Annotated in this window: 25 protein-coding genes and 1 pseudogene; 13 read left to right on the top strand and 13 right to left on the bottom strand. The window is 65.5% G+C overall.

Annotated elements, in window-relative coordinates:
• The first annotated feature begins 24 nt into the window (after window positions 1-24).
• Genes ASE63_RS11900 through ASE63_RS11885 form a run of 4 tightly spaced genes read left to right on the top strand, consistent with a single transcriptional unit; the run spans window position 25 to window position 4,331 of the window.
• Entirely contained in the window at window positions 25-1,338 is a 1,314-nt protein-coding gene (locus ASE63_RS11900) for a hypothetical protein (protein WP_056801200.1), read from the top strand.
• Window positions 1,335-2,210: an ABC transporter permease gene (locus ASE63_RS11895; protein WP_056801198.1), complete on the top strand. Its 876-nt coding sequence runs from the start codon at window positions 1,335-1,337 to the stop codon at window positions 2,208-2,210. The genes ASE63_RS11900 and ASE63_RS11895 overlap by 4 nt, the downstream gene beginning before the upstream one ends.
• Window position 2,211: 1 nt before the next feature.
• Complete coding sequence (gene thrC, locus ASE63_RS11890; RefSeq protein WP_200962555.1) at window positions 2,212-3,390, top strand: threonine synthase; 1,179 nt, start codon at window positions 2,212-2,214, stop codon at window positions 3,388-3,390.
• Window positions 3,390-4,331 (top strand): ABC transporter permease, encoded by a 942-nt coding sequence (locus tag ASE63_RS11885; protein ID WP_056801195.1) that lies wholly within the window; start codon window positions 3,390-3,392, stop codon window positions 4,329-4,331. Before thrC ends, ASE63_RS11885 begins: the two co-directional genes overlap by 1 nt.
• A gap of 102 nt (window positions 4,332-4,433) precedes the next feature.
• Here ASE63_RS11885 and ASE63_RS11880 read toward each other — a convergent pair whose 3' ends face one another.
• The 7 genes from ASE63_RS11880 to ASE63_RS11850 form a co-directional block, all read right to left on the bottom strand.
• A complete protein-coding gene (locus ASE63_RS11880; RefSeq protein WP_056801193.1) occupies window positions 4,434-6,182 on the bottom strand; it encodes a TRAP transporter large permease subunit in 1,749 nt (582 codons plus the stop codon).
• Window positions 6,179-6,847, bottom strand: coding sequence for a TRAP transporter small permease subunit (locus ASE63_RS11875; protein WP_056801191.1), 669 nt, complete (start codon window positions 6,845-6,847; stop codon window positions 6,179-6,181). Before ASE63_RS11875 ends, ASE63_RS11880 begins: the two co-directional genes overlap by 4 nt.
• Window positions 6,848-6,919: 72 nt before the next feature.
• Window positions 6,920-8,056: a TRAP transporter substrate-binding protein gene (locus ASE63_RS11870; RefSeq protein WP_056801189.1), complete on the bottom strand. Its 1,137-nt coding sequence runs from the start codon at window positions 8,054-8,056 to the stop codon at window positions 6,920-6,922.
• Between the two features lie 473 nt (window positions 8,057-8,529).
• Complete coding sequence (locus tag ASE63_RS11865) at window positions 8,530-9,528, bottom strand: tripartite tricarboxylate transporter substrate binding protein (protein WP_056801188.1); 999 nt, start codon at window positions 9,526-9,528, stop codon at window positions 8,530-8,532.
• 42 nt (window positions 9,529-9,570) lie between these two features.
• Window positions 9,571-11,088 (bottom strand): tripartite tricarboxylate transporter permease, encoded by a 1,518-nt coding sequence (locus ASE63_RS11860; protein WP_056801186.1) that lies wholly within the window; start codon window positions 11,086-11,088, stop codon window positions 9,571-9,573.
• The gene (locus ASE63_RS11855) at window positions 11,085-11,546 is read right to left on the bottom strand and encodes a tripartite tricarboxylate transporter TctB family protein (protein ID WP_056801184.1); all 462 of its coding nucleotides are present in this window, start codon (window positions 11,544-11,546) and stop codon (window positions 11,085-11,087) included. Before ASE63_RS11855 ends, ASE63_RS11860 begins: the two co-directional genes overlap by 4 nt.
• Window positions 11,547-11,551: 5 nt before the next feature.
• Entirely contained in the window at window positions 11,552-13,222 is a 1,671-nt protein-coding gene (locus tag ASE63_RS11850) for a hypothetical protein (protein WP_156410312.1), read from the bottom strand.
• A 244-nt stretch (window positions 13,223-13,466) separates the two neighbouring features.
• Here ASE63_RS11850 and ASE63_RS11845 point away from each other — a divergent pair, with 244 nt between their 5' ends.
• The 7 genes from ASE63_RS11845 (at window position 13,467) to ASE63_RS26525 (ending at window position 18,795) form a co-directional block, all read left to right on the top strand.
• Complete coding sequence (locus tag ASE63_RS11845) at window positions 13,467-14,357, top strand: LysR substrate-binding domain-containing protein (protein ID WP_056801180.1); 891 nt, start codon at window positions 13,467-13,469, stop codon at window positions 14,355-14,357.
• A 54-nt stretch (window positions 14,358-14,411) separates the two neighbouring features.
• A complete protein-coding gene (locus tag ASE63_RS11840; protein ID WP_244491382.1) occupies window positions 14,412-14,921 on the top strand; it encodes an RNA polymerase sigma factor in 510 nt (169 codons plus the stop codon).
• A 6-nt stretch (window positions 14,922-14,927) separates the two neighbouring features.
• Window positions 14,928-15,710: a hypothetical protein gene (locus ASE63_RS11835; protein WP_156410311.1), complete on the top strand. Its 783-nt coding sequence runs from the start codon at window positions 14,928-14,930 to the stop codon at window positions 15,708-15,710.
• 79 nt (window positions 15,711-15,789) lie between these two features.
• Window positions 15,790-17,100 (top strand): sulfite oxidase, encoded by a 1,311-nt coding sequence (locus ASE63_RS11830; protein ID WP_082609861.1) that lies wholly within the window; start codon window positions 15,790-15,792, stop codon window positions 17,098-17,100.
• A gap of 2 nt (window positions 17,101-17,102) precedes the next feature.
• On the top strand, window positions 17,103-17,450 hold the full coding sequence (locus ASE63_RS11825; protein WP_056801174.1) for a hypothetical protein: 348 nt from the start codon (window positions 17,103-17,105) through the stop codon (window positions 17,448-17,450).
• A gap of 11 nt (window positions 17,451-17,461) precedes the next feature.
• Window positions 17,462-17,851 carry a cytochrome c family protein gene (locus tag ASE63_RS11820; RefSeq protein WP_056801172.1) on the top strand — a complete coding sequence of 130 codons (390 nt, stop codon included), beginning with the start codon at window positions 17,462-17,464 and terminating at the stop codon, window positions 17,849-17,851.
• 257 nt (window positions 17,852-18,108) lie between these two features.
• The gene (locus ASE63_RS26525) at window positions 18,109-18,795 is read left to right on the top strand and encodes a DUF2161 family putative PD-(D/E)XK-type phosphodiesterase (protein WP_082609860.1); all 687 of its coding nucleotides are present in this window, start codon (window positions 18,109-18,111) and stop codon (window positions 18,793-18,795) included.
• On the opposite strand, the pseudogene ASE63_RS28725 reads toward ASE63_RS26525, so the two are convergent.
• Window positions 18,792-19,067, bottom strand: a pseudogene (locus ASE63_RS28725) (transposase); the annotation flags it as partial. The gene ASE63_RS26525 and the pseudogene ASE63_RS28725 overlap by 4 nt on opposite strands.
• Window positions 19,068-19,194: 127 nt before the next feature.
• Between ASE63_RS28725 and ASE63_RS11805 the strand changes: the two are divergent.
• Both ASE63_RS11805 and ASE63_RS11800 read left to right on the top strand, forming a co-directional pair.
• A complete protein-coding gene (locus ASE63_RS11805) occupies window positions 19,195-19,992 on the top strand; it encodes a glutamine amidotransferase (protein ID WP_082609858.1) in 798 nt (265 codons plus the stop codon).
• Between the two features lie 8 nt (window positions 19,993-20,000).
• Window positions 20,001-21,242 (top strand): FAD-dependent oxidoreductase, encoded by a 1,242-nt coding sequence (locus tag ASE63_RS11800; RefSeq protein WP_056801168.1) that lies wholly within the window; start codon window positions 20,001-20,003, stop codon window positions 21,240-21,242.
• Window positions 21,243-21,522: 280 nt separating this feature from the next.
• Here ASE63_RS11800 and ASE63_RS11795 read toward each other — a convergent pair whose 3' ends face one another.
• From ASE63_RS11795 to ASE63_RS11775, 5 genes are all read right to left on the bottom strand, one after another.
• Window positions 21,523-22,308: a succinate dehydrogenase iron-sulfur subunit gene (locus ASE63_RS11795; RefSeq protein WP_056801166.1), complete on the bottom strand. Its 786-nt coding sequence runs from the start codon at window positions 22,306-22,308 to the stop codon at window positions 21,523-21,525.
• Between the two features lie 14 nt (window positions 22,309-22,322).
• Entirely contained in the window at window positions 22,323-24,155 is a 1,833-nt protein-coding gene (gene sdhA, locus ASE63_RS11790; RefSeq protein WP_056801164.1) for a succinate dehydrogenase flavoprotein subunit, read from the bottom strand.
• A 4-nt stretch (window positions 24,156-24,159) separates the two neighbouring features.
• Window positions 24,160-24,552 carry a succinate dehydrogenase, hydrophobic membrane anchor protein gene (gene sdhD, locus ASE63_RS11785; protein WP_056801162.1) on the bottom strand — a complete coding sequence of 131 codons (393 nt, stop codon included), beginning with the start codon at window positions 24,550-24,552 and terminating at the stop codon, window positions 24,160-24,162.
• 11 nt (window positions 24,553-24,563) lie between these two features.
• On the bottom strand, window positions 24,564-24,965 hold the full coding sequence (gene sdhC, locus ASE63_RS11780) for a succinate dehydrogenase, cytochrome b556 subunit (protein ID WP_056801160.1): 402 nt from the start codon (window positions 24,963-24,965) through the stop codon (window positions 24,564-24,566).
• Between the two features lie 146 nt (window positions 24,966-25,111).
• A complete protein-coding gene (locus ASE63_RS11775; RefSeq protein ID WP_056801158.1) occupies window positions 25,112-26,185 on the bottom strand; it encodes a MaoC family dehydratase in 1,074 nt (357 codons plus the stop codon).
• Window positions 26,186-26,240 lie beyond the last annotated feature (55 nt).

The raw sequence follows: 26,240 nt of genomic DNA, 5'->3' as shown, positions 1-26,240 counted from the left end.
CAACGGGTTCGGCAGGGGCGTTTCATGGCAGTCAGGATTCGAATCGGCATCATCGCCAATGCGGAGTTCAGCGAGCCGCTCGAGCTCGCGCTCCGCGATGCCGGCCCGGATCTCGACGTCAAGATCCGCCTCTACGATCACCAGGACGAGGCACGCGACCTCGCCTATGGGCTGGAGGGAAGCGTCGACGCGATCCTCTTCTCCGGCCCGGTACCGTATCACGTCGCGCTGGCGGAGCGGCCACTGACGGTGCCGGTCTCGCACGTCCTGTTCGACGAAGTCTCGCTGGTGAAGGCCTTCTTCGATCTCGTCCGGGCCGGGATCGATCCCGCGACGATCAGCGTCGACACGGTGTCGGACGACGCCATCGCCAATGTCTGCCGTGAACTGCAGATCAACCCGAGCCGGATCGCCAGCATGCCGCTGGTGAACGGGCGCATCCATGACGATTTCGCCGGCTTCCACATCGAGAATTATCGGGCGGGTCGCGTCCGCCATGCCCTGACCTGCCGCTCGATCGTCAAGCGCGAGTTGGAGCAGGCGGGCATACCCTGCCATTTCATGTTCTGGACCAAGCATACGATCCTGAAGGCACTGGACCTGCTGGTCTCCAACGTGCTCCAGCAGCGCTATCGCGGCTCCCAGATCGCCATCGGCCTGCTGCGGGTCAACACGCCGCAATTCAACGGCGCCATCGCCGATGCCCGCCGTCATGCGCTCGCGGTCGAGACCTATCTCGTCGCCTTCGCCGACAGGCTGTCGGTGAACCTGTTGGACATCGGCAGCGGTCTGCACCTGTTCTACACGACATATGGGGCTCTGCGGCAGCAGACGCAGGACTTCACCGTCGCGCCGGCGCTCGAGCCGGTTCCGCTGCCGGGCTTCTCCCTGCAGATCGGCATCGGCACCGGCACCAGCGCCGCCCTCGCGGAGGAAGGCGCCCGCAAGGCGCTGCATCAGGCCGAGCTGAAGAATGGCGACGGGCTCTACATCGTCTTCGACGACGATCGGCTGATCGGCCCTCTCGGCCAGGGCCGCACGCGGCTGATCCGGGTCGAGGACAGCATGCTGGTGGCGCTGGCCGAGCGCACCGGCATCACCGCTGCCAATCTGGCGCGCATGCTGGAAGCCATCGGCGACGAGCGTTCGCGCGCCTATAGCGCCGTCGAGCTCGCCGACATCCTCGACGCCACCTCGCGGACCGCCCGCCGCGTGCTGGCCAAACTCACCGAGGCGGGGCTCGCCATCCCGGTCGGAGAAAGCACCCCGATCGGCCACGGCCGGCCATCAACCCTCTACAGGATCGATCTCGACATGCGCGAGCACGCCCCATCATGAGCATGGCCGCACATGAGCCCGGAGCCTGGGCCGAGCCGCGCAAGGCACCTTTCCTCGCCAAGCTGTTTTCGCGCACCAATGTCATCATCGGAACGGGCCTGCTCGTCCTGGTCCTCGCAACCGCCTTCTCGGCCGACCTGCTCGCCCCGGCCGATCCGAATGCGCTGGCGGTGCAGAACCGCCTGAAGCCGCCCTCCTCCACCCATCTAATGGGTACGGACGAGTTCGGCCGCGATGTGCTGTCGCGCGTGATGCACGGCGCCCGGACTTCGCTGGTGATCGGCTGCGCGGTCGTTCTCGTCGCGGTCGGCATCGGCAGCCTGCTCGGCCTGCTCACAGGCTTCTATTCCCGCATCGACATGGTGCTGTCGCGCATCCTCGACGGCCTGATGTCGTTTCCGGGACTGGTGCTGGCGATCGCGATGGCCGGCGTGCTCGGCGCCAGCAGCTCGACCGTCGTCATCGCCTTGGGCACCGTCTACATGCCGCGCGTGGCACGGGTGGTCAGGAGCTCGGTCCTCGTCGTCAGGGAGCTGCCCTATGTCGAGGCCTGCATCGCCGTCGGCGGCAGCCGTCTCTACGCGCTGTTCCGCCACGTCCTGCCCAATGTCCTGTCCCCGATCATCGTCCAGGCCTCGTTCATCTTCTCCTATGCCGTGCTGGGTGAAGCCGCCCTGAGCTTTCTCGGCGCGGGCGTCCCGCCGACCCAGCCGAGCTGGGGCAACATGCTGGCGGAGTCGCGAACCTTCGTGGTCATGGCGTGGTGGATGGCGGTGTTTCCCGGCGTCGCGATCATGGTCACCGTTCTCGGACTGAATCTGTTCGGTGACGGGCTGCGCGATGCGCTCGACCCCAAGATGCGAGAGCGTTGAGATGACGACGATGATGCTGAGCTGCGTGGACTGCCGCGCCGAATATACAGCCACGCTGCGCTATGCCTGCGAGGAATGCGGGGGCATTCTCGAAGTCGTCCATGCCGGCGGCCCGCCATCGGACGCCGCCGCACTGGTCGCGCCGGAGGTCACGCTCGGCGAGGGCGGAACACCACTTCTGCGGGCCCGCGCCGGCTCCGCCGAGGGCGCGATCTGGATCAAGGACGAGACCCGCAATCCGAGCGGCTCCTTCAAGGATCGCCTCGTCAGCGCCGCGCTGACGACCGCCCTCGGCTTCGGGTCGAAAGGGCTGGTCTGCGCGTCGAGCGGTAATGCCGGAGCTTCGGCCGCCGCCTATGCCGCGCGGGCGGGCATTCCCGCCGTCATCCTGGTGCCCGAGCAGACCCCGGCCGAAAAGATGGCCCAGATTGCGGCCTATGGCGCCCTGCTCGTGCGCGTGGCCGGCCACTACAGCAACTCCTACGCCATGGCGCTGGCGGTGGCCGAGGAAACCGGCTTCGTCAACGTCACCACCACGTTCATCAACCCTTACGGCACCGATGCGCTGCGCCTTGTCGGGCACGAGATCCACGCCCAGCTCGGCGAAACCGCCCCGGATTGGGTGATCGTGCCGACCGGCTCCGGTCCGCTGGTGAAGGGGGTCGTTCAGGGTTTCGCCGACCGCGGCGGACGGACACCGAAGATCGTGGCGGTCCAGGCGGAAGGCTGCGCGCCGATCGTCAAGGCCTTCGACGAGGGCGCCGCCGAGGTCCAGCCCTGGGGCGAGCCAAAAACGATCGCCTCGGGCATTTCGGACCCGCTGATCGGCTATGCGCGGGACGGCACCTATACGCTGCGGCTGGTCCGTGAAAGCGGCGGCCGGGCGATCGCCGTCAGCGACGACGAGATCATCCAGGCCATGAAGGTGCTGGCGGCCGGCAACGGCATCTTCGCCGAGCCGACCGGAGCGAGCTCGCTCGCAGCCGCGCAGAAGCTGATGGCGCGCGGCGAAATCAGGCCGGGCGAGCGCGTCGTCTGCATGGTGACCGGCCACGGCTTCAAGCAGTTTGCGATCTACCGGCAGATGCCGGTGCATGAGATCAGGGTCGAGGCCGACGCTCCCGCCACCGTCATCACCGGGGCGTTGCGGGAGATCACCGGGCCGGGAGCCCTGCACTGATGGCACGCTTCATCCTGCAGCGCCTCGTGCTGCTCCTGCCGAGCCTGCTGGTTCCGCTGTTCCTCGTCTTCATCCTGCTGCATCTGGCGCCGGGCGATCCGGCAGCCGTCATGCTCGGCGCCGATGCCTCGCCCGACCAGGTCGCAGCCCTGCGCGAGCGGCTCGGGCTGAACGAGCCCTTCCTGATCCAGCTCGTCTCCTGGCTGAAGCAGATGGCCACGTTCAATCTTGGCGAGTCGATCTTCCTGCGCATGCCGGTGACGCAGGCGATCCTGCAGCGCGTCGAGCCGACATTGATCCTGACGCTCTATGCGCTCGTGATCGCCGTCAGCATCGGCATGGTTTCGGGCGTGATCTCGGCGGTAAATCGCGGCGGCCCGGCGGACCAGGTGGCGATGGGCATCGCGATGCTCGGGGTTTCGATGCCCGAATTCTGGTTTGGCCTGATGCTGATCCTGCTGTTCGCCGTCGAGCTTCGGCTGTTCCCGGTCGCGGGCTATATCCCCCTCGATCGCGGCCTCTGGCAATGCCTCTGGTCGCTGACCCTGCCCGCATTGTCGGTCGGTCTCGTCCAGGCGGCCTTCATCGCGCGCATCACGCGCTCGAGCATGCTCGACGTCCTCGGCGAGGACTTCATCCGCACGGCCCGCGCCAAGGGCCTGGCCGGCCGCGTCGTCATCGTTCGCCATGCGCTCAAAAACGCCCTGATGCCCATACTCACGGCGATCGGCATCACCTTCGCGGTCCTCATGGGCGGCGCCATCGCCATCGAAATGGTCTTCAACATCCCCGGCGTCGGGCGCCTGCTGATCAATGCCGTTTCGCGGCGCGACTATCCGGTCATCCAGGGCATCGTGCTGTTCATGGCCCTGACCTTCGTCGTCGTGAACCTGATCGTGGACGTGCTCTACAGCTTGATCGATCCGAGAGTCAGCCGATAGTCCGCCACGTGCAAACAGAAGCCCGCCCAGCCGCCAGGGTTCGCACCCACCTGGCTGTATCGGCGCTCTGCATCTCGCGAGAACGCCCTGCGCCGAGCAAGCTTAGCCGCCGTAAAGATATTGCGGCAGCCACAGGGTCAGCCCCGGCCAAAGATACAGCAGTACCATGCAGAGGATCACGATCAGCATATAGGGCATCATGCCGGCAAAGATCTGGTTGATCGTGACATGCGAGGGCGCGACGCCCTTGAGGTAGAACGCCGACATCGCGACCGGCGGGGACAGGAACGCTGCCTGCAGGTTCACGAAGACCAGCACGCCCCAGAGAATGGGATCGATGCTGAAATGCTTCAGCAATGGCAGGAAGATCGGCACGAAGATCACCAGGATTTCGGTCCACTCGAGCGGCCAGCCCAGAATGAAGATGATCGCCTGCGACAGGATCATGAACTGCAGGGGAGACAGGTTCAGCGACAGGACCCAGCTCTCCAGCAGGGCCTGCCCGCCCAGCAGCGCGAAGACCGCCGAGAAGATGGCTGAGCCGACGAACAGCCAGCAGACCATCGATGTGGTCTTGGCGGTGAGGAACACCGCTTCCTTGGTGCGCTTCCAGTTCAGGGTCCTGGCATGGAAGGCGAGCAGGAATGCACCTGCGGCGCCGACAGCGGCGGATTCGGTGGCTGTCGTGATGCCGAACAGGATGACGGCAAGAACGATCGCCGTCAGAAATCCGAGCGGCGCGACCGAGTCCGTCAGCAGGCGAATGATCTCGAGCCGCTCCGGCGACATCCGGCGATAGTAACGCACCATCAGGGCAGCGAAGCCCAGGGCGATCGCTCCGAACCACCAGTAGAAGGCGGGCGCCGGCCCGTTGGAGGCATCGCTCGCCTCGTCCGGCGGCAGATCCGGCGATCCGAGCTGTTCGACGGCCGTCACGGCCTCGGCGGCGCCCGACTGCTGGTGGATCACGACATACCACCACACCACGGCCAGCGTCACCGCGACGATGGTCAGCGGCACGAGCGCATAGGCGAAGGCCCGCAGGATATCGCCATAGCCGACGGGCTTACCGTCGCTGACGATCCGCCGCGCCTTCGCCGGGGCGAAGAGCGCCTGGAACAAGGCCGGAAAGATGCGCTTGCCATAAGCCCCGCACAGCGCTTCCGTCCATTCAGGCACCGGAACCTGCGTGTTCTCAGCGGGAAGCTTCGGCGCGATCCGGGGATTCAGAAGCGCCCAGCCAACGATGTAGAGCAGGTAGAGAAGGGCCAGGAAGAAACCCGGAAACATTGCGGCGGCATAGAGCTTGACCACCGACTGGCCTGCGACCGCCGCGTAGACGATGATCATCACCGAGGGCGGGATGAGGATGCCGAGCGTGCCGCCGGCGGTGATGACGCCGGCGGCGAGCCGCACGTCATAGCCGGCCTTCAGCATTGGGTTGAAGGCGATCACGCCCATCAGCACGACGACCGCGCCCACCAGCCCGCTCGCGATGCCCCAGAAGGTGCATACCAGCAGCGTCGCGACGGCCAGGGCCGCCGGCACGTTCCGGAAGGCGAGCTGCACCGAATAGAACATCTTGTCGACGAGCGCCCCGCGCTCCATCACATAGCCCATCAGAACGAAGAGCGGGATCGAGATCAGGACGTCGTTCGTCATCGCGCCGTAGGTGCGCTGGACCATCAGATCGAAGATCTTGTTCGTGTACCAGGCCTGCGACGGGTCGTAGAACGCGGCATATCCGAACAGCATCCCGAGCCCCATCAGGGTGAACGCCGTCGGGAAACCCAGAATGATGACCACGACGATGAGGCCGAGCATGCTCAGGCCGAGGGCTGGATCGCTCATGGCTGCCTGTCTCCGCCGAGGCCGCGCTGGCGAGCCGCTTCATCGATCGCCTGGGCCTGCTCGATCGCGGCGCGGCGCGTCGCCTCGTCGATGTGCTCGCTGGCGGCGAGCTGCTCCCCGACGACGTCGATCTCGGCGACGTCCTTGAGGCGGCTCGGCCAGACGCCGGTCTTCAGGCAGACGATGCAGCGGACGATTTCCGCCACGCCCTGCAGCAGGACGAGCGCGCCGGCGATGGGAATGACGGTCTTGAAATGATAGACCGGCGGGCCGTCTGCGGTAACGTTCGAGTGTTCGTTGATCCGCCAGGAATCGCCGGCATAGTCATAGCCCGCATAAACCAGCGCGCAGATGCCCGGCAGGAAGAACAGGATGTAGAGCGCGAGATCGAGCGACGCCTGCGTCCGCGGCTTCATCGAGCTATAGAGGAAATCGCCGCGGACATGGCCGTTCTGGGCGAGCGTGTAAGCGCCGCACAGCATGAACAGCGAGCCATAGAGCATGTTGCTGGCGTCGAAGATCCAGGCCGTTGGGGCGTTCAGCGCATAGCGCTTGAAGACCTCGGCACAGACCAGAAGCATCAGCCCGATGATCAGCCAGGCAGCCAGCTTGCCGAAGAACGTGCTGATGCTGTCGCAGGCGAGAAGAAGCTTTTCGACGCTCATGCGGGACCTCGCAGGCAGCAGCGATGGCCCGCACGCAAGGTGCGGGTCGTCGCCGATGTCATTGACTCGGGCTTAGAGCTTGGCCGCGACGCCGTTGGGACCCCAGTAATGGTCGAACACCATCTTGCGGTTGACCACCGTGTCCTGCTCCCAGCGCGTCGCGCGCTTGGCAAAGGCAAGCTGCGACTGCAGGATCTCGGCGAAGAGCGGGTTCTCGGCCGCCTTCTTCTTCGCGACCTCGTCGTAGAGTTCGAGCTGGCGCTTCAGAACTGCGTCCGGAGTCTTGTAGAAGCGCACCTTGTCCTTCGTCTGCAGGTCGAGATAGTCCTGCGAATAGCGATCGATCGCCTTCCAGGACATCTCGGCCGAGCCGGCCTCGACCGCATTGGCGATGATGGCTTTCATCTTCTCCGGCAGCGCGTCGAACTTGGTCTTGTTGAACATGATCTCGAACTGCTCGGCGTTCTGATGGTAGCTCTGCAGCATGCAGACCTTGGAAACGTCAGAGAAGCCGAGGACGCGGTCGGAGCTGGCATTGTTGAATTCGGCCGCATCGAGCAGGCCGCGATCCATCGCCGCGACGATCTCGCCGCCCGGCAGCGCGTTCACGGCCAGGCCCATGCCGGTGAAGATGTCGATCGAGATGCCGACGGTGCGGAACTTGAGCCCCTGCAGGTCCTCGAGCTTGGTCACCGGCTTCTTGAACCAGCCGAGTGGCTGCGTCGGCATCGGCCCATAGCAGAACGATTGCACATTGGCGCCGATCGAGGCGTAGAGCTTGGCCAGCAGTTCCTTGCCGCCGCCATATTTGTGCCAGGCGAGCAGCATGTTGGCATCCATTGCATAGGCCGGGCCGGAGCCCCACAGCGCCAGCGCCGTCTGCTTGCCGTAATGATAGACGAGGACGCCATGGCCGCCGTCGAGCGTGCCCTTGGACACCGCCTCGAGCAGGCCAAATGCCGGGACGACCGCGCCTGCAGGCAGCACCTCGATCTTCAATTCGCCACCGGTCATGTCATTGACCTTCTTGGCGAAGTCGAGAGCGTATTCGTGGAAGATGTCCTTGGATGGCCAGGTGCTCTGCCAGCGCATAGCGATGGGCCCGGATTGCTGCGCGATCGCGGGGGCCGCTAACGTCGCGGTCGACGCAATCAGCGAGGTCTTCAAGAATTTTCGACGTGATCCCCCAGCCGTTTTATCGGTGTTCATGTTTCTCTCCCTCTGAGTAAGCGCCGTTTTGTTTGGCGTCTTAGCCGCAGCAGAGCAGGAAGGCCTTCGGAACGCAATAGTCTTCAGTCAAAAGACAGAATTTTGGTGGAAACGTGCGCAGAAGGGACCCGCGGCCCCAGGCTCTGGCTGGGGTATAACGCTATTACACTGCCCTATGACGCGATGCCTGCTTCGCCAGGATCTCCCGCTACGCAATCATCCCATCCGCAAAGCGCATGATCGGGAACGTTCGCGCTATCGCAGCAGGGCGTGATGAGAGCCGCTGCGCGACGTGATCCGCCCCATCATTGCTTTCGACTGGTGGCATCGCTTGTCGCGTTGTCGAAGCGATTGATCTGGTCGTTTTCGTCCTTGCGGAAGCCGAGTGCAGCAGCCTCGATGCCCTCGGCAGCTGGGCGGGAGAGTGCTCAGGTTTCCGCGCCGGCCTCCATACAGCAAGACCATGATGGCGCTCACCGCCTCTGGCTCTTCACGAGTTCGAGGATGCCGGTCTCCGTCACGACCTGGCGGAGCTTCGTGGTTTCGGACGCCCACCGCGCTCCGAAACCGGCTGCATCGAGATGGACAGGCTCTGACCCGAGCTTGGCGATGGCGGCCTTGACCTCGGGATCGGCCATCACCGCCGTGAACGCCTCGTTGAGCCTGGTGGCGACGTCGGCGGAAACGCCTTTGGGAGCGGCCACGCCAGTCCAGGACACGATCTCGGCGTCGTAGCCGAGCTCCTTCGCCGTCGGTACGTCCTTGTAGAGCGGATCCTGGCTGCGCTCCGGCCCGAAATTCAGCAACGGGCGCAACTTGCCCGCCTCGATATGGGGCTTGTAGTCGACGGTGCTGCCCGCCGAGACCGCGATGTGGCCGCCGAGCAGCGCCGTCAGCAGCGTGCCGCCGCCGTCGAAGGAGACCGGCTCGATCTCGATCCCGGCAACGCGAGCGAGTTGTGTCGGGCCGATATGCGACGAATTGCCGAAGCCGGTGATACCGTACTTGATCTTGCGGGGATTGGCCTTGGCGTCGTCGATCAGGGCCTGAGCCGTCTTCCAGGGCGTGTCGGAGCCGGTGACGAGCACGGGCGGCGTGACCGTGATCTGCGCGATGGGCTGAAGGGCGTTGGGATAATCGTGTCGCGACCCGCCATAGAGCGGCTGGAGCACCATGGTGCTGGTGACCATGCCGATCGTGTAGCCGTCGGGACGGGCCCCGACCAGTTCGTTCAATCCGGTCATCGTGCCCGCTCCGGGCTTGTTCTCGATGATCAGGGGTTTGCCCAGACGAGCTTCCACAGCCTTCGTCACGATCCGGCCCATCACGTCTGTGGCGCCGCCGGCGGGGAACGGCACGATCACGCGGATCGGCCGTTGCGGATAGGCCTGAGCGAGGGCCGGCAACGTCATCGCGACCGATGCGAGACCGAAGGCGGCGAGCGCCAGGCGGCGTGTGGCAGCGCTATTCATGGTTTCTCTCCCCATTTTCAGTTGTTGTGATCGTTCATCCGTTCATCGAGGCGGAGTGGGCGCGAGCGGCGCGCGGGCGAAGCGGCTGCGAAGCCCGAGACCGATACGAACCAGGATGAACAGGGCCGCAGTGCCGAGCATGAGGCCGCTGAACGGCCGCGACATCAGCGTCAGGAAGCTGCCATCGGCGAGCACCATCGACTGAATGAAGCCCTTTTCGATGAGCGGCCCCAGGAACAGTCCGATGATCAGCGGCGCGACGCTGTACCCGGTTCCTTTCAGAAGCCAGCCGACCAGGCCGAAGGCGACGGCCAGCCAAAGGTCCGACAGGTTGTTGTTGATGAAATAGGTCCCGCTCATCACCACGACGGCCACAAGCGGCATCAGGATGCCCAGCGGTATGCGCAGCAGCGAGGCGAACAACCCGACGAATGGCAGATTGATCACCAGCAGCATGAGATTGCCGATGAAGAGGCTCGCCACGAGGCCCCAGAACAAATCGGGGCGCGTGTTCACGAGATTCGGACCGGGCGTGATGCCGTGGATCAGGAAGCCGCTGAGCAGAAGGGCCGCGCCGGCATTGAACGGCAGGCCCAGCGAGAGCAGCGGGATCAGGGTGGAGGTATCGGCTCCGTTATTGGCGGCTTCCGGCCCGGCCACGCCCTCGATGGCGCCCGAGCCGAACTGATCGCGACCGCGGCTCAAACGCTTCTCGACCGCATAGGACAGAAAGGTCGAAATCGTCCCCGACGGGCCGGGAACGAGGCCGATCAGAAGACCGATGAGACTGCCGCGGCCGATCGCGGGCATCGAGCGCGACAGCTCCTCGCGCGTCGGGTAGAGATCCCGGAAGGCGACGCGCGGCGCAGAGACCGCGGCGTCGCCATCGGCCGCCGTCTGCAACACTTCCGCCATGCCGTAGACGCCCATGACGACGATGATGAAGGAAATGCCGTCGAGCAGGACGTCGCTCGACAGGGTGAACCGCTCGACGCCCGTCATCGGATCGATGCCGATCGTGCCGAGCATGATGCCGACGACGACCATCAGGCCGGACTGCACCATCGACTGGCCGCTGATGCCCGACAGCACCACGAGCGCGAGCAGCGCGATGCAGAAATATTCCTGCGGGCCGAATGCGAGCGCCCAGCCCGCGATGGTCGGCGCGAACAGGACGAGGCCGACGAGTCCCAGCATGCCCGCGAAGAACGAGCCGAGCGCCGCGACCGAGAGCGCCGCCCCGGCGCGGCCGCGGCGGGCCATGGCATAGCCTTCGACGCAGGTCACGACAGACGCGCCCTCGCCCGGCACGTTGAGGAGGATCGACGTGGTCGAACCGCCATAGGCGGCGCCGTAGTAGATGCCGCCGAAGATCACCAGCGCGGTCAGCGGATCGAGCCCGAAGCTGATCGGGATCAGCAGGGCGATCGTGCCCGAGATCCCGAGACCCGGAAGCATGCCGGCGAAGGTCCCGAGCATGACGCCGATCCCCGCCGCGACCAGATTGGTCGGGGTAGCCGCAAGCTGGAAACCCTGGATGAGCGCGTCGAGCGAGGTCATGGCAGCGGCAGATCGAGGGCGCGGGAGAACAAGAGCCAGATGCCGAGCGAGAACACCGCCGCGAGCGAGAGCGTGACGACGGGTCCCCGCATGCCCCTGCTGACCATCAGCAGAGCCAGCGCGGCGCCGAACGTCGCCGGCAGGAAGCCGAGGCGGCCGAGCAGCGCGGCATAGCCTGCCAGGATTGCGAGAAATGCCAGCGCACGGCTCGGCGACAAGCCGAGATCGGCGGAAGCCGCGTCTCCGGCACGCCAGACGCGCAGGAGATTGCCCAACGCCAGCGCGACACCGATGCAGCCGGCGATCGTCGGCATGAAACCGGCCCGCGGATTGCTCCAGGCCCCGAAGGAAAACCCGAGCGCCGCATACAGGTAAAGCGAGCAACCTGCGAAAAGGGCGACCGCCACCACGAGCTGGACGAGACGCGGCGACGGGCCGGAGCGATCGGTCTTCTGCAAGGAATCTACTCCGCTGGGACAGGATCCGCGGCGCGCTGCGACAAGGCGGCGAGACGCCCTGACAGATCGTCGCGAAGCGTCAACAGCCGTTCCCACCCCAGCATGTTGTAGGCGGCGAAATGCTGGTCCGTGGCGGCGGCGTAACTCTTCATCTCATCGGCCAGCGTCCGCAGCAGTTCGAACGCTTCCTCCGATGCGTCACGCATTTCGGTGCCGAACGCGTCATCGCTTCCGGGATGGTCGAGCAGAAACTTCGTGAAGATGCAGGCGCGGACGGCCGCCCGCCAACCGGCGACGTAAAGCCTGAAGGTCTCCATGCGGCTGACGAGATCGCGATGGGCCGTTTCGGTCAAAGCCGCCGGCCGTTCGCCGGCAAGGCCGGGCTGCTGCCCGACAAGCCTCAGCGCCTCGTCTTTCTCGGCCAGGATGCGGCGGATATTGGCTTCCGAGGTCTCGAGCGCATTTTCCTTCGACGGGTCCCAGTCCTTCAGGCTGTTCTTCTCCTCGGCCAGCCACCAGGCATGGTCGAGGCTAACGGGATAGTTGCTGGAGTCCGAGAAGACGCAATCGTTGACGTACAGGCTTTTCGAGACGATCTCCCACGACCTCGCGAAAAGGCGCACGCTCCAATCGGCCGCGGCGTCGAGTTCTTCATCCCCGGTGCCGTCGGCCGTCATGCCCGTCTCCGTGAGCCATGAGCGGTGAATCTCACGGTCGGAGACATCGGCATCGACCGCCAGCGCCGCCGCGGCATGGAGGTTGAGCCGGTTCGGCGTATGGAAGCAGGAATGGCCGTCCAGGCTTTCCCAGTCCGTACGCAGGATCATGCCTTCGACGCCATGGCGCAGTGCCGTCTCCATGCGTCGACGATAGTCGTCGGTGATCACCGCCGGCCCGATCCCCCAGCCGAAATACTGGCCCATGGTATCGAACTCGACCCATTGCCGATGGTCGCCGACATCGCCGAGGCGCGGATTGTCGGGGAATGTCGGATAGTAGTCGTGCGGCGTATTCTTGAGGCTGACGATCACATCTGAGGGCAGACTGGTTATCGTCTCGGCCAGTTCGGTCTGCGCCTTCCGGTCGAAGACGAAGTCGCGCACGACCAGTTCCCGCCCCGCGGCGCGGATCGGAGCGTGCATCGCCATGATCAGCTTGCGGTACCAGCCCTGCGGGGTGCTGCCCCGGCAAGCCTCGCAGGTGCAGCGGTTCGACGAGATCGCCAACCGGCTTTCGCCGGTCCCCGGCGCCGTGATGATTCCGCGGATCTCCGGCAGGTCCTGAAACAGCTCGGTGTACTTGGTATCGACGAAATCCCACCAGAACGGGTCGTTCGGGCACAGCGTGCCATTCTTGACCAGCTGTGGATTCAGCTCGAGCAGGATGTCGGGGAAGGACAACTCCTTGTTCTCGAACCAGACATCGATGCCGTTGCGACCCGCCAGCTCGATCACACGCCGCAGGTAGTCGCGGCGCTGATACGGCCCGCTGCGTCGTGTCGGCGTATACTTGTAAAGTTTCGGAAAAATCTCGCGATAGCGCTCGAAAATGTTCCGTCCCGCATCGGAAGCACCAAACAGCTTGCCGGGATAAACCACCATGTCGACGATGTCGTTGCGGTGGAGAACGAGTGACGTCATCTCGTGACGACGCGCGAACTCGATCGCCTTGCGCACCCAGTCGAAATTCCAGGCATAGGCGCTGTGGATTTCGATCGCTCGCGTGGAAAATCGCGCCATCCGTCAACTCCTCAAGCGGGAGGACGCGCTGGCACGCACGGCATCTCTATGCCGCCTGCCGCCCGATGTCTCCTCCCTGCCGCGCCTTGTGGCGCTGTTCGTGAACCGAGACTGGACGAGCCTCACCGCGACGTCGAGCGCTGGATGATGCGCATTCGATAACCTCGAGTTATGGTGACGCATGTTCAGCCTGCGCCAACTCGAAGTGTTCCGTGCCGTCATGATGGCAGGCACCCTGACCGCCGCCGGGCGGCATCTGCAGATGTCGCAGCCCGCCATCTCGAAGGCCGTCCGGCGGATGGAGGACCTGGTCGGGTTTGCCTTGTTCCAGCGCAGTCGAGGCCGGGTTCAGGCGACCCCGGAGGCGCTCAACCTCTATCGCGAGGTGGAGAAGGTCTTCCACTCGGTCGGCGTGGTCGAGAAATATGCGCGGGATCTCAAGGAGAGCCGCTCGGGCGTTCTGACGTTGGCTTGCACGCCGACATTGTCCTGCAGCTTCGTCGCCGATGCGATCGCGCAGTTCAGACGACGGCACCCTGGCGTCCGCGTCTGGCTCCAGGTCGCCAAGACGAAGGAAATCCTGGCGATGGCGGCCAGCGGGCAAATCGATCTCGGCATCATCTTCACCCCGGGCGACCACGCGGGCGTCACGACGCTTCCCCTGTTCGAAACCGCACTGGTCTGCGTCATGGCCCCCGATCACCCGCTTGCAGACCGCGCCGTCATTCGGCCGAGCGACCTGGCGGGCGAGGCGATCATCACGAATATCCAAAGCGAGCCGATTCATGAACTGCTCGGACAGGCGTTTCGAGCGATCGATCTCAATCAGCACGTCATGATCGGCAGCAATTACACGATCAGTGCTTGCGCCCTTGCGATGAAAGGCTGCGGCGTCGCCATTGTCGAGCCGATGGGCGTATCGGAGATGTTCCCGCTTGCGATCAAAAAGCAGTTCTTGCCTGTCGTGAAAATTGTTCCACGCGTCATTCACGCCAATCACGTGGCACTGTCCCGCACGGGCCAGGCGTTCATCGGAGTTATCCGGCAGGCCGCCACGCATTATGCAGCATGAAATCCTGCTAGCTTGCACGGATGGACGAACAATCGTTCACATAAGGAAGAGATCGTGCAGGCAGTCGAGCGAGCCTTGTGCCAGAATTGGGAGCGCCTTTTCTCCTATGCGCGCCGCCTGAGTGGCAGCCGCGACGCCGCAGCCGACTTGCTCCAGTCCTGCGCCCTGAAGGCGCTGTCCGTCGCACCGCCTGCGGAGGAGACGCGGATACGGGCGTGGCTGTTCGCGATTTTGCGCAATATCTGGATCGACGAGTACCGCCGCAGCCAGGTTTCGGCCGAGCTGGGGCCGAACGAGCCGGATGACGGCCGCTGGCGTTACGACAACCGCCTGATCGCCGAGATCACGGTACGACAGGCCTTCGATCGGCTGGAGCCGCCCCACCGCGAAATTCTCGAACTTATCGAGCTTGCCGGATTCCGCTATGCCGAGGCCGCCGAGATCCTCGACGTGCCGGTTGGAACGGTGATGAGCCGTCTCAGCCGGGCGCGGCTCTCGCTCCTCGAGGCGATCGAAGGCGGAAATGTCCGGGCGCTTGCAACGCGGCGCCGTCAAGCGAGTTAGCATCACGTGCCGGAACCCGACATCACCTCCTGGACGATGCTCAACGCCTATGTCGACGGCGAGTTGACGCCTGAGGTCGCCGCTAAGGTTGCAGCGGCCCTGGTGGCCGATCGCGAGGCCGCGGCACAGGTCGCGACGCTGACAAGGTTGCGCGCCGCCGTCAGGGTGGAGGAGCCGCGAGAGCAGGCCCCACCCTTTGTGCTGCCGCGGGTTCGGCCGCGGCCCCTGCGCCGATCCGCCATGGCCGCTGCCGCGCTCGTCCTGGTCTGCATCGGCGCGCTCGTGATCGGCCTGATGAACACGCAATCGCCGAAGCCGCCCTTGTCCGACGCGATCGCGGCGCATCGGCTCTGGCTGTCCCAACCCACACAGCAGCAGGCTCAGCGCGCTGATGTGGCGCTGGCCGGTGCCGATCTCGGCAATCTTCCGGACCTCACGCTCGCATCGTTGACCCTGTCGCATCTCGCGCTCGACCTCTCAGGGCGCGCAGGCGGCATTCTTGCCGGCTATGTCGGGCCCAATGGCTGCCGCGTCGGCCTCTGGATCGCGCCGGTCGACGATGCCTTGCCGACGCAGCCCACAATCCGCGACCGCGACGGCCTGACGATCCGCGCCTGGCGTGGCCGGAAAGCGAGCTATGCCTTGCTCGGCGAGGGCATCGACACGGCCCGGATCGACGGCATCGCCGCGCTCGTCGCCCGGATCACCGGTGGCGAGCACAGCATCCCGAACGACCAGGTCGCGGCCCTGGCCGAGGCACGCAGCGGCCGCCCGGCCTGCATCGGTTGATCTGGATCAATCGATTTGGAATAAATCGAAGCGCTCGCGCGTCGTCTCCAGCGAGGAATATGTCCTCGGGAGAAACGCCATGCTCAAAGAAGTCCAGCCGCGGGATGCCGCGGACGAAACCCGTGCAACCTCCACCACCGATGCCGCTGCAACCTTGAACGGATCCAGGCGCCTCGTGCTCGGCTCAAGCCTTGCCGCTCTCGGTCTCGCGCTCGGCGGCCTGCCACGCCTCGCCGTGTCGCCAGCGGCAGCGCAAGGGGCAGCTCCCGCCGCCCCCAAGGGCCCGCAGCCCTTCGACTACCCCGGCAAGGACAAGGGGCTGACCCTGCTCGGAGACCGCCCGCTCGTCGCCGAGACGCCGGAAAGCCTGCTCGATGACGACACCACGCCGATCAGCAAGTTCTTCATCCGCAACAACGGCCAGATCCCCGAGCCGATCAAGGATGCCGAGGCGTGGCAGCTCAAGATCGAGGGCGAGGTCGACAAGCCGCTCACCCTGACCGTTGCGGAGCTGAAATCCCGCTTCACGCCCCAGACCTTCCGGATGGTTCTGGAATGCGGCGGCAACGGCCGTTCCTTCTACCAGCCGGCGGCCCGCGGCAATCAGTGGACCAATGGCGGTGCCGGCTGCGCCGAATGGACCGGCGTGCGCCTCGCCGACGTGCTCAAGGCGGCGGGCCTCAAGGACACCGCCAAGTTCACCGGCCATTTCGGCGCCGACCCGCATCTCTCCGGCGATACCACCCGCGATGCGATCTCGCGCGGCATGCCGATCGAGAAGGCGCTCGAGCCGCACTCGCTGATCGTCTGGGCGATGAATGGCGAGCCGCTGCCGCATATCCATGGTGGCCCGCTCCGTCTGGTCGTCCCGGGCTGGCCGGCGTCGCTGTCCTCGAAATGGCTCAACCGCATCCTGGTGCGGGCGACGCCGCATGACGGACAGGGCATGGGCGGCACCTCCTACCGCATCCCGACGGTACCGATCGTTCCGGGCACAAACGCCGATGGCAAGGCGAACTTCACAGACATGACCTCGATGCCGCTGCGGGCCATCATAAGCTCGCCGGCCAACGGGACGCGGCTGCCGGCCGCGACCCGCGAGGTCGCCCTTCGTGGAGCCGCCTGGGCCGGCGATCACGAGGTCGCCAGGGTCGAGGTCTCCTTCGATGCCGGGCAGCGCTGGCATGCGATGACGCTGGCCAAGCCGAAGAACCGCTACGATTGGGTGCGCTGGACCGGCAAGGCGGCGCTTCCGAGCGACGGCTATTTCGAACTCTGGGTGCGCGCCACCGACTCGCGCGGCGTTGCCCAGCCGCATGTGGCGACAAATTGGAACCCGCAAGGGTACGGCTCCAATCCGCTGCATCGCGTCGCGGTCCTGGTCGGTTGACGATGCCGAACCGCCGTTTCCTCCGGATGGCCGCGCTTGCGGCCATCCTCCTCGCCCCCTCGGTCGGTCTTGCGGAAGACGAGACGCCCGAGCAGCTTCCGGACTTCCCCGGCCGCGACGAGACTTTCGGTTATTGCATCGGCTGCCATTCGATGAAGGTTGTGAGCCGGCAGGGCATGGAGCGGTCCCGCTGGGACGAGACCCTGACCTGGATGACCCAGAAGCACAGCATGCCGGAGCCCGATCCGGACATGCGCAAGACCCTGCTCGACTATCTCGTGCAGGCCTTCCCGCCCAAGGCCCCGAGCCAGGGCGGCGGCTGGGTCAACCCCTTCGCTCCAAAGCCATAGGACAATCCGATATGAAGCTTGCAATAATTCTCGGCGCCGCTATGTTGGCGGCCGCCGTTCAGCCCGGTCATGCGCAGGATGCCGCCGCGGGCGAGAAGGTCTTTGCGCAATGCCGCGCCTGCCATCAGGTGGGAGAGACGGCAAGGAATACCGTCGGCCCCGTGCTCAACGGCGTGATCGGCCAGAAGGCGGCGATGCGTGAGGGCTATAGCTATAGCGCCGCGATGAAGGATTCCGCCGTGACCTGGGACGAGGCGACCTTAGCCGCCTACCTCCAGAATCCGCGCCTGAAAATACCGGGCACCAAGATGATCTATGCCGGGCTGAAGGACGAAAAGCGGATGGCGGATCTGATCGCCTATCTCAAGCAGTTCGACGCTGCCGGCAAGAAGGCCGATTGAGGAGCGCTGCAAACGCCAACTCCCAGCCGAGGTGGTTGCCCGCTCAGGGAGAGCTCCTCGGCCAGTTGTGCGCTCTCGCGACCGCATCGCCCCAGGCTTGCTCCAGACTCATCGGAGGACGTTAAATCCGACGATGTGCCCCTGATCCAGGCTGCAATCTACTTCCAGACGAATGGGGCAATGGCGAGCGCTCGGCGGCGTTTGCCTTTCCGAAACGACTGTCAGTCACCTATGCGGTTTGTCGTCCGAGGTGGGCTGTGGAAACGTCTCTGTATCTACCCGTCAAGCGCTTCCTCGAGGGCCTGGGCTACTCTGTGAAGGGAGAAATCGGGCACTGCGATATTGTCGGCCTTCGGGACGATGACCCAGCCGTCGTGGTGATCGGCGAATTGAAGCTGACGTTCAATCTCGAACTCATTCTGCAAGGCGTGGACCGAATGAGCCTCGGCGATGAGATCTGGTTGGCGGCGCAACTTTCCGCCAAGGGCAAGGGCCGCGAAAGCGATCCGAGATACCGCAATCTCTGCCGACGCCTCGGCTTTGGATTGCTTGGCGTTTCCGAAAACGGCCGTGTCGATATCCTCGTGTCTCCGATTGCGCCAGCGCCGCGGAAGAATCCTCGCCGACGCTCAAGATTGGTGGAGGAGCACAAACGACGCCAGGGCGACCCCGTTCCGGGCGGAGGCACACGCAAACCTATCATGACAGCGTATCGCCAGCAGGCACTTGCCTGCGCAGCGGCGATGACAATAGCGCCACGACGACCGCGGGATCTCAAGCCTTCCTTTCCCGATGCCCAGAAGATCCTGCACCGGAATGTCTATGGCTGGTTCGAGCGCTCCGAGCGCGGGGTCTACGCTTTGACCGAGATTGGTCGAACCGCGTTGGCAACCTGGCAATCTCAGTCACCGACCTACCCGGACGGCAATGAGGCGTCTGCTTAGGGTCCGACAACCAATCCACGCGCCTCGCGAACATCGGCCCGCAGGAGCCCGGCTCTCATGGTCATGCGCTTGAGCTCGAAGGAATTGTCGGCGATCAATCCGTCGAAGAAAAACCTGACGAAAACATCCGCCCTGCCCCAATCGCGGAAGCACAAGACAACCGTGATCCACTTACCAGACGACGCTGGCAGGTCCCGCCACGGGCTTGCTGTCCGCACGATCCACAGCACAGCCTCGACAAAACGGCGGTAGTCGCTGCCGATGCCGCCGCGCCATGCAACATTGGCCCAATAATCGCTTGCCCGACCCGCATTGCGACCGCATTCTCGGCCCATACATGCACGACACCTCGTGCAGCACCCTTTTTCAAGAACGCTTCCGGGCGACCCTGATCCTGCGATGAACGACCACGCATTTCTGGCTCGCGCGCTGCGCAGACCTCGCCGCGCGCACGCTAAGCATCCGCGCCCTGGCAAGCTGCTCCCGCTCAAACCGGTCCTGGTCGTGCTGCATCAGGAGCACTCGACGCCCGGCCGCGTCGGCCGCTTGCTGCAAGCCCGCGGCCATGCCCTCGACATCCGCAAGCCGCGCTATGGCGATCCGCTGCCGCAGACGATGCGCGACCATGCCGGGGCGGTGATCTTCGGCGGGCCGATGGGCGCCAACGATCCCGACGAATTCATCAAGACCGAGATCGACTGGATTGGCACCTGCCTGAAGGAGGATGCGCCCTTCCTCGGCATCTGCCTCGGCGCGCAGATGCTCGCGAAGCATCTCGGCGCGCGCGTCTATACCCATGGCGAGGGCCGCGCCGAGGTCGGCTATTACCGGCTCGACCAGACCGATGCCGGCCGCGACCACGCCACCGAGGCGGGGTTCGACTGGCCGGGCACGGTCTATCAATGGCATCGCGACGGCTTCGACTGCCCGACCGGCGCCGAATGCCTAGCGACCGGCGGCGACTTTCCGGTGCAGGCGATCCGCGCCGGCTCGCGCGGCTACGGCGTCCAGTTCCACCCGGAGGTGACGCCGGCGATGATGTGCCGCTGGGGTGTGCGCGGGCATGAACGGACCCTGATGCCGGGTGCACAGCTGCGGCACCTGCATCTCGAGGGCTGGTACCAGCACGATCCGGCGGTCCGGCTCTGGCTCGACCGCTTCCTCGACCATTGGCTGAAACCGCCCGCAGAAAGCTGAAACCTCCCGTGACACGTTCCGCCCTCGTCCTCGGCGCCGGCATGGTCGGCGTCTCCTGCGCGCTCAGCCTCCAGAAGCGCGGCTTCGACGTCACGCTGATCGATCGGCGGGAGCCAGGCCGCGAAACCTCTTATGGCAATGCCGGGGTGCTTGCTCGATCCTCGATCGTGCCGCTCAACAATCCCGGCCTGTTCGGCAAGCTGGCGAGCTATCTCGGCAACCGGCACGCGGCGCTGAACCTGAACTGGAAGCGGGCCATGACCCGCCCCAGCTGGCTGCTGCGCTTCCTCTGGGAGGCCCGCCCCTCCCAAGCTGCGGCCCGCATCGCCGCGCTCGAATCCCTGACCGCCAGCACGGTCGAGCGCCATCGCGCCCTGATGGCCGAGGCCGGCATCCCGCACCGGCTGCGCGAGACCGGCACACTCAAGGTCTGGCGGACCGACGCAGGCCATGACGCGGCGAAGGCCGAGCAGGCGTTCCTGGCCGCACATGGCGTCGCCTCGCAGGTGCTCGACCGGCAGGGCATCTCCGGCATCGAGCCGTCGCTCAACCCGATCTTCCATGCCGGCCTGCTCTGCCTCGAGAACGCCTCGGTGGATTCGCCGGGCGCCGTGACGCAAGCCTATGCGGAGCTGTTCGTCCAGCGCGGCGGGCGGATCGAGCAGGCTGGGGTCGAGGGGGTGGGCCGGACAGGTGCCGGCTGGCAGGCGAAGACGACGAAGGGCCCCTTCGAGGCGGAGATCGCGGTCGTCGCGCTCGGTCCCTGGAGTATGGATCTTCTGGCGCCGCTAGGTCTCGATACGAAGCTAGACGTCGAGCGTGGCTATCACCGCCATCTCCAGGCCGAAAAGGGCGCGAGCCTGTCGCGCCCGGTCTACGACGTCGACGCCTGCTACTTCATGGCGCCGATGGAACAGGGCTACCGCATCACCAGTGGCGTCGATCTCAGTCAACGCGATGCGCCGGACGACCACCGCCAGATCGACATGGTGACGAAGAGCGCCCGCGAGGCCTTGCCGCTTGAGCCGTTCGCCGGCGAGACCTGGCGCGGCGCCCGCCCGACGCTGCCGGATTCCCTGCCGATGATCGGCGCCGCGCCGCGCCATCCGGGCCTCTGGCTCGCCTTCGGCAACCAGCATCTCGGCCTCTCGACCGGCCCGATCACCGGGGAACTGATCGCAGCCCTGGTCTGCGAGGAGAAGCCGCCGATCGACCCGACGCCGTTCCGGCCGGGGCGGTATATCCGCTGACGCGGACCGCGACGTTCACCGGACAAGCGCGGGAAACCCCTCTTCCGGATGGGAGAGGGGCAGGGGTGAGGGACCGCCGCTCATCCAGTTGATCGGGATGCCAAACCAGCTTCAGCAGCGCGTATGATCCTGAAAGGGCAGGCCCTCATCCCTGCCCTTCTCCCACACGGGAGAAGGGTTCCCCGCGCCCTTCATCATCGGTGTTTGTCGATAGCGGAAAACAAAAACGCCAGCCCGGTAAGGCTGGCGTTTGAATCGAAGCACCGAAGGTTGCGCCAGCTCAGACCTGGCGCGCCACCATCATCTTCTTCACCTCCGCGATCGCCTTTGCCGGGTTCAGGCCCTTCGGGCAGGCATTCGCGCAGTTCATGATGGTGTGGCAGCGATAGAGCCGGAAGGGATCTTCCAGATCGTCGAGTCGCTCGCCGGTCGCCTCGTCGCGGCTGTCGATCAGCCAGCGATAGGCCTGCAGCAGCGCGGCCGGGCCGAGATAGCGGTCGCCGTTCCACCAGTAGCTCGGGCATGAGGTCGAGCAGCAGGCGCACAGGATGCACTCGTAGAGCCCGTCGAGCTTCTCGCGATCATCCTTGGCCTGGCGCCACTCCTTCTCGGGAGCCGGCGTCGTCGTCTTGAGCCAGGGCTCGATCGAGGCGTGCTGGGCGTAGAAGCGCGTCAGGTCCGGCACCAGGTCCTTGATGACCGGCATATGCGGCAGCGGGTAGATCGCGACCTTGCCCTTCGAACCGCATTCGTCGATGCCGGTGGTGCAGGCGAGCCCGTTCTTGCCGTCCATGTTCATGGCGCAGGAACCGCAGATGCCCTCGCGGCAGGAACGTCGGAAGGTCAGCGTCGGGTCGACCTTGTTCTTGATCCAGATCAGCGCGTCGAGGACCATCGGCCCGCAATCGTTGCGGTCGACATAATAGGTGTCGGTGCGCGGATTGGCGGTGTCGTCCGGGTTCCAGCGATAGATCTTGAACTCGGCGACGTTCTTGGCGCCGGCCGGCTTCGGCCAGGCCTTGCCCTCGACGAGGCGGGAGTTCTGCGGGAGGTTGAATTCGGCCATCTGTCAGATCGTCCTCAGTACACCCGCGCCTTGGGCTTGATGTACTCGATGTCGTTCGAGAGCGTGTAGGTGTGCACCGGGCGGTCGTCGAGCGTCACGGTCCGCTTCTCGTCGTCGATCCAGGACAGGGTGTGCTTCATCCAGTCCTTGTCGTCGCGGTTCGGATAATCCTCGCGGGCATGGGCTCCGCGGCTCTCCGGGCGCTGCAGCGCCGAGTCCATGGTCACGACCGCCTGGGTGATCAGGTTGTCGAACTCCAGCGTCTCGATCAGGTCCGAGTTCCAGATCAGCGAGCGGTCGATCGTGCCGATATCGGTGATGCCGTCCCAGATCTCGTGGATCAGCTTGTGGCCTTCCTCGAGCGTCTCGCCGGTGCGGTAGACGGCGCAGTTGTTCTGCATCGTGCGCTGCATCTTGTCGCGCAGCACGGCGGTGGGCGTGCCGCCGGACGCATTGCGGTACTTGTCGAGGCGGGTCAGCGCGAGGTCGGCCGAACCCTTGGCGAGTTCGGGCTGCTTTTCGCCGGCCGTCACCGTCTCGGCGCAGCGCAGCCCGGCCGCGCGGCCGAACACCACGAGGTCGATCAGCGAGTTCGAGCCGAGGCGGTTGGCGCCGTGCACCGAGACGCAGGCCGCCTCGCCGATCGCCATCAGGCCGGGCACCACCGTGTCCGGGTTGCCGTCGACCTTGGTCAGAACCTCGCCGTGGAAGTTCGTGGGGATGCCGCCCATGTTGTAATGCACCGTCGGCAGCACCGGGATCGGCTCGCGCGTCACGTCCACGCCGGCGAAGATCTTGGCGCTCTCCGAGATGCCGGGCAGGCGCTCGTGCAGGATCTTCGGATCGAGATGGTCGAGATGCAGGTAAATGTGGTCCTTGTTCTTGCCGACGCCGCGGCCGGCCCGGATCTCCATCGTCATCGAACGCGAGACGACGTCGCGCGAGGCGAGGTCCTTGGCCGAGGGGGCATAGCGCTCCATGAAGCGCTCGCCCTCCGAATTGGTCAGGTAGCCGCCCTCGCCGCGCGCGCCTTCCGTGATCAGGCAGCCCGAGCCGTAGATGCCGGTCGGATGGAACTGCACGAACTCCATGTCCTGCAGCGGCAGGCCGGCGCGCAGCACCATGCCGCCGCCGTCGCCGGTGCAGGTATGGGCCGAGGTCGCGGAGAAATAGGAGCGCCCATAGCCGCCGGTCGCCAGGATGGTCTGCTGGGAGCGGAAGCGGTGCAGCGTGCCGTCGTCGAGCTTGAGCGCGATCACGCCGCGGCAATGGCCGTCATCGTCCATGATCAGGTCGATGGCAAAGTACTCGATGAAGAACTCGGTATTGTAGCGCAGCGCCTGGCCGTAGAGCGTGTGCAGCATGGCGTGGCCGGTGCGGTCGGCCGCGGCGCAGGTGCGCTGGGCCGGCGGGCCCTCGCCGAATTCCGTGGTCATGCCGCCGAAGGGGCGCTGGTAGATGCGTCCGTCCTCGGTGCGCGAGAAGGGCACGCCCCAATGCTCGAGCTCGTAGACGGCAGCCGGCGCATTGCGCACGAGATACTCGATGGCATCCTGGTCGCCGAGCCAGTCCGACCCCTTCACGGTGTCGTACATGTGCCACTGCCAGGTGTCCTTGCCCATATTGCCGAGCGAGGCGGCGACGCCGCCCTGGGCCGCGACGGTGTGCGAGCGCGTCGGGAACACCTTCGAGATGCAGGCGGTGCGAAGCCCGGCCTGCGAGCAGCCGACCGTGGCGCGAAGCCCCGCGCCGCCAGCGCCGACGACGACGACGTCGAAGGTATGATCGGTGATCTGGTAGGCGGCGCCGGTATAGGCCGGGACCGGGCGGGATCTGGTGATCGCCATCGGATCAACCTCCAAAGGACAGCTTCAGCACCGCGAAGGCGCTGGCGGCGCCGATCGCGATGGCGAAGAAGGTGTTGGCTATCACGGCGAGGATCTTGAGACCCTCCGTATGGACGTAATCCTCGATCACCACCTGCATGCCGAGCCGCATATGGACGCAGGCCGAGAGGATGAAGAGCAGGGCGAGGATCGCGATGAACGGGTTGCCGAGCGTCGCGACCGCGGCCGGATACGGCTTGCCGACGAGCGAGATCACCACGAAGACGAAGATGATCGCGAGGATCAGGTTCGAGACCGCGGTGACGCGCTGAAGCCAGAAATGGCCGGTGCCGGACTTGGCGGAGCCGAGGCCGCGAACGCGGCCGAGCGGGGTGCGCATCGAGGAATTGGACTGCATGGCTTGTCTCCTCAGCGCAGCGCCAGCGCAGCGATCCAGACGAGCAGGGTCAGCCCACCGGACACGAAGACGCTGTATTTGGCGAGGTTCGTGCGCGTCTGCGGATCGAAGCCGTGGCCCATGTCCCAGATGAAATGGCGCAGGCCTCCGACCATGTGGTGCAGCAGCGCGAAGCTGTAGAGGAAAAGCACGAGGAGGCCGATGATCGAGCCGGCGACGGCCTGGGCCGCGTCGTAGGCGGCGGGGCCCGACGCAGCGGCGACCAGCCAGGCAGCGATCAGCACCGTGCCGAGATAGAGCCCGGTTCCGGTGACGCGGTGGGCGATCGACATCGCCATCGTCCAGGACCAGCGGTAGATCTGCAGATGCGGCGAAAGCGGGCGCGCCGCGGGCTTGACCTCGGCCAAAATCATTCTCCGATCAAGCGGCCCGCCCATGGCGGACCCTTTGGGATCATTCTAGAGTGCCCCGCTCTGTAACGAAACCGGAACGGTGCTGCAATGCGACATGCGCAAAGCGAAGTTACAGATTCCTGAATTCGTCATTCGATGACGAAAACTCAGCGCGGCAGTAGCGCCCAGTAGTCGAGATCGAGGATCACGCTGGGGTCGTAGTTTTCGCCGGCCTTGAGCGGAAAGTCGGCGCAAGGGCGGTTCTTCGTCGCCACCAGCCGCAACCGCAATGCGCCGGCATCGCTGCGCCCCGGCAGCTCGGCGCATGCCAGAACCTCGCTCCAGGCATAGACGGTGTCGCCCGCGAAGAGCGGCGCGACATGGCGCCCGCCATTGATCGCGGCGATGTGGAAGGCGTTGCCGAGCCCGTTGAACGACAGGCCCCGCGCCAGGCTGATGACATGGCCGCCATAGATCAGGCGCTTGCCGAAACGGCTGCCCTGCGCGGCATGGGCGTCGAAATGGACGCGCGCGGTGTTCTGGTAGAGCCGCGTCGCGATCTGATGCTCCGCCTCCTCGACGGTCATGCCGTCGACATGGTCGATGCGCTCGCCGACGGCATAGTCGTGCCAGCGGAAGGGCGAGCCCGCCAGCGCGTCGTCATAGGCGGCCGGCGCCAGAGGCGGGCAGCCCTCGCCGAGTTGCTCGGGCAGGACCGCGACCGGCAGCTCGGGCGTCTGCGCCTCGTCGGACGGCGTGCCCGGGTGGCGCTTGCGCACCAGCACCCAGCGGGCATAGCTCAGCACGATCTCGCCATGCTGGTTGCGGCCGATCGAGCGGACATAGACGATGCCCGCATCGCCAGCCGAGACCGGCTTCAGTCCGATGACCTCCGAGGTTGCCGACAGCGTGTCGCCGACGAAGACCGGCTTCAGGAAGCGGCCATCGGCATAGCCGAGATTGGCGACGGCATTGAGCGAGATGTCCGGCACGCTCTTGCCGAAAACGACATGGAAGACCAGCAGGTCGTCGATCGGCGCAGCCGGATAGCCCACTGCCTGGGCGAAGGTGTCCGAGGACTGGACCGCGAAGCGCGAGCCGTAGATCGCGGCATAGAGCGAGGCGTCGCCGGCCCGGATCGTCCGCGGCGGGGCATGGGCGATGACCTCGCCGATGCGGAAATCCTCGAAGAAACGCCCGGTGCTGGTCTTGGTCGCGGCTTGGCTGGCGGTTGCGTGCATCGGCTCACTCGCGGCTGCGGTGAGCGATTGTGCGATGCCCCGCTACGAGCCGTCC

Origin of the sequence: Allobosea sp. Root381 (assembly GCF_001429395.1) — a bacterium.
Classification (GTDB): domain Bacteria; phylum Pseudomonadota; class Alphaproteobacteria; order Rhizobiales; family Beijerinckiaceae; genus Allobosea.
Note: the sequence above shows the minus strand (reverse complement) of the source record. Positions and strands in the feature narration are given on the sequence as shown.

What these genes read in the sequence shown, in the direction of transcription:
- ASE63_RS11900 (WP_056801200.1), top strand. Translation starts at nt 25, where the DNA reads ATGGCAGTCAGGATTCGAATCGGCATCATCGCCAATGCGGAGTTCAGC.
- ASE63_RS11895 (WP_056801198.1), top strand. Translation starts at nt 1,335, where the DNA reads ATGAGCATGGCCGCACATGAGCCCGGAGCCTGGGCCGAGCCGCGCAAG.
- thrC (WP_200962555.1), top strand. Translation starts at nt 2,212, where the DNA reads ATGACGACGATGATGCTGAGCTGCGTGGACTGCCGCGCCGAATATACA.
- ASE63_RS11885 (WP_056801195.1), top strand. Translation starts at nt 3,390, where the DNA reads ATGGCACGCTTCATCCTGCAGCGCCTCGTGCTGCTCCTGCCGAGCCTG.
- ASE63_RS11880 (WP_056801193.1), bottom strand. Translation starts at nt 6,182, where the DNA reads ATGAGCGATCCAGCCCTCGGCCTGAGCATGCTCGGCCTCATCGTCGTG.
- ASE63_RS11875 (WP_056801191.1), bottom strand. Translation starts at nt 6,847, where the DNA reads ATGAGCGTCGAAAAGCTTCTTCTCGCCTGCGACAGCATCAGCACGTTC.
- ASE63_RS11870 (WP_056801189.1), bottom strand. Translation starts at nt 8,056, where the DNA reads ATGAACACCGATAAAACGGCTGGGGGATCACGTCGAAAATTCTTGAAG.
- ASE63_RS11865 (WP_056801188.1), bottom strand. Translation starts at nt 9,528, where the DNA reads ATGAATAGCGCTGCCACACGCCGCCTGGCGCTCGCCGCCTTCGGTCTC.
- ASE63_RS11860 (WP_056801186.1), bottom strand. Translation starts at nt 11,088, where the DNA reads ATGACCTCGCTCGACGCGCTCATCCAGGGTTTCCAGCTTGCGGCTACC.
- ASE63_RS11845 (WP_056801180.1), top strand. Translation starts at nt 13,467, where the DNA reads ATGTTCAGCCTGCGCCAACTCGAAGTGTTCCGTGCCGTCATGATGGCA.
- ASE63_RS11830 (WP_082609861.1), top strand. Translation starts at nt 15,790, where the DNA reads ATGCTCAAAGAAGTCCAGCCGCGGGATGCCGCGGACGAAACCCGTGCA.
- ASE63_RS11825 (WP_056801174.1), top strand. Translation starts at nt 17,103, where the DNA reads ATGCCGAACCGCCGTTTCCTCCGGATGGCCGCGCTTGCGGCCATCCTC.
- ASE63_RS11820 (WP_056801172.1), top strand. Translation starts at nt 17,462, where the DNA reads ATGAAGCTTGCAATAATTCTCGGCGCCGCTATGTTGGCGGCCGCCGTT.
- ASE63_RS11805 (WP_082609858.1), top strand. Translation starts at nt 19,195, where the DNA reads ATGAACGACCACGCATTTCTGGCTCGCGCGCTGCGCAGACCTCGCCGC.
- ASE63_RS11795 (WP_056801166.1), bottom strand. Translation starts at nt 22,308, where the DNA reads ATGGCCGAATTCAACCTCCCGCAGAACTCCCGCCTCGTCGAGGGCAAG.
- sdhA (WP_056801164.1), bottom strand. Translation starts at nt 24,155, where the DNA reads ATGGCGATCACCAGATCCCGCCCGGTCCCGGCCTATACCGGCGCCGCC.
- sdhD (WP_056801162.1), bottom strand. Translation starts at nt 24,552, where the DNA reads ATGCAGTCCAATTCCTCGATGCGCACCCCGCTCGGCCGCGTTCGCGGC.
- sdhC (WP_056801160.1), bottom strand. Translation starts at nt 24,965, where the DNA reads ATGATTTTGGCCGAGGTCAAGCCCGCGGCGCGCCCGCTTTCGCCGCAT.
- ASE63_RS11775 (WP_056801158.1), bottom strand. Translation starts at nt 26,185, where the DNA reads ATGCACGCAACCGCCAGCCAAGCCGCGACCAAGACCAGCACCGGGCGT.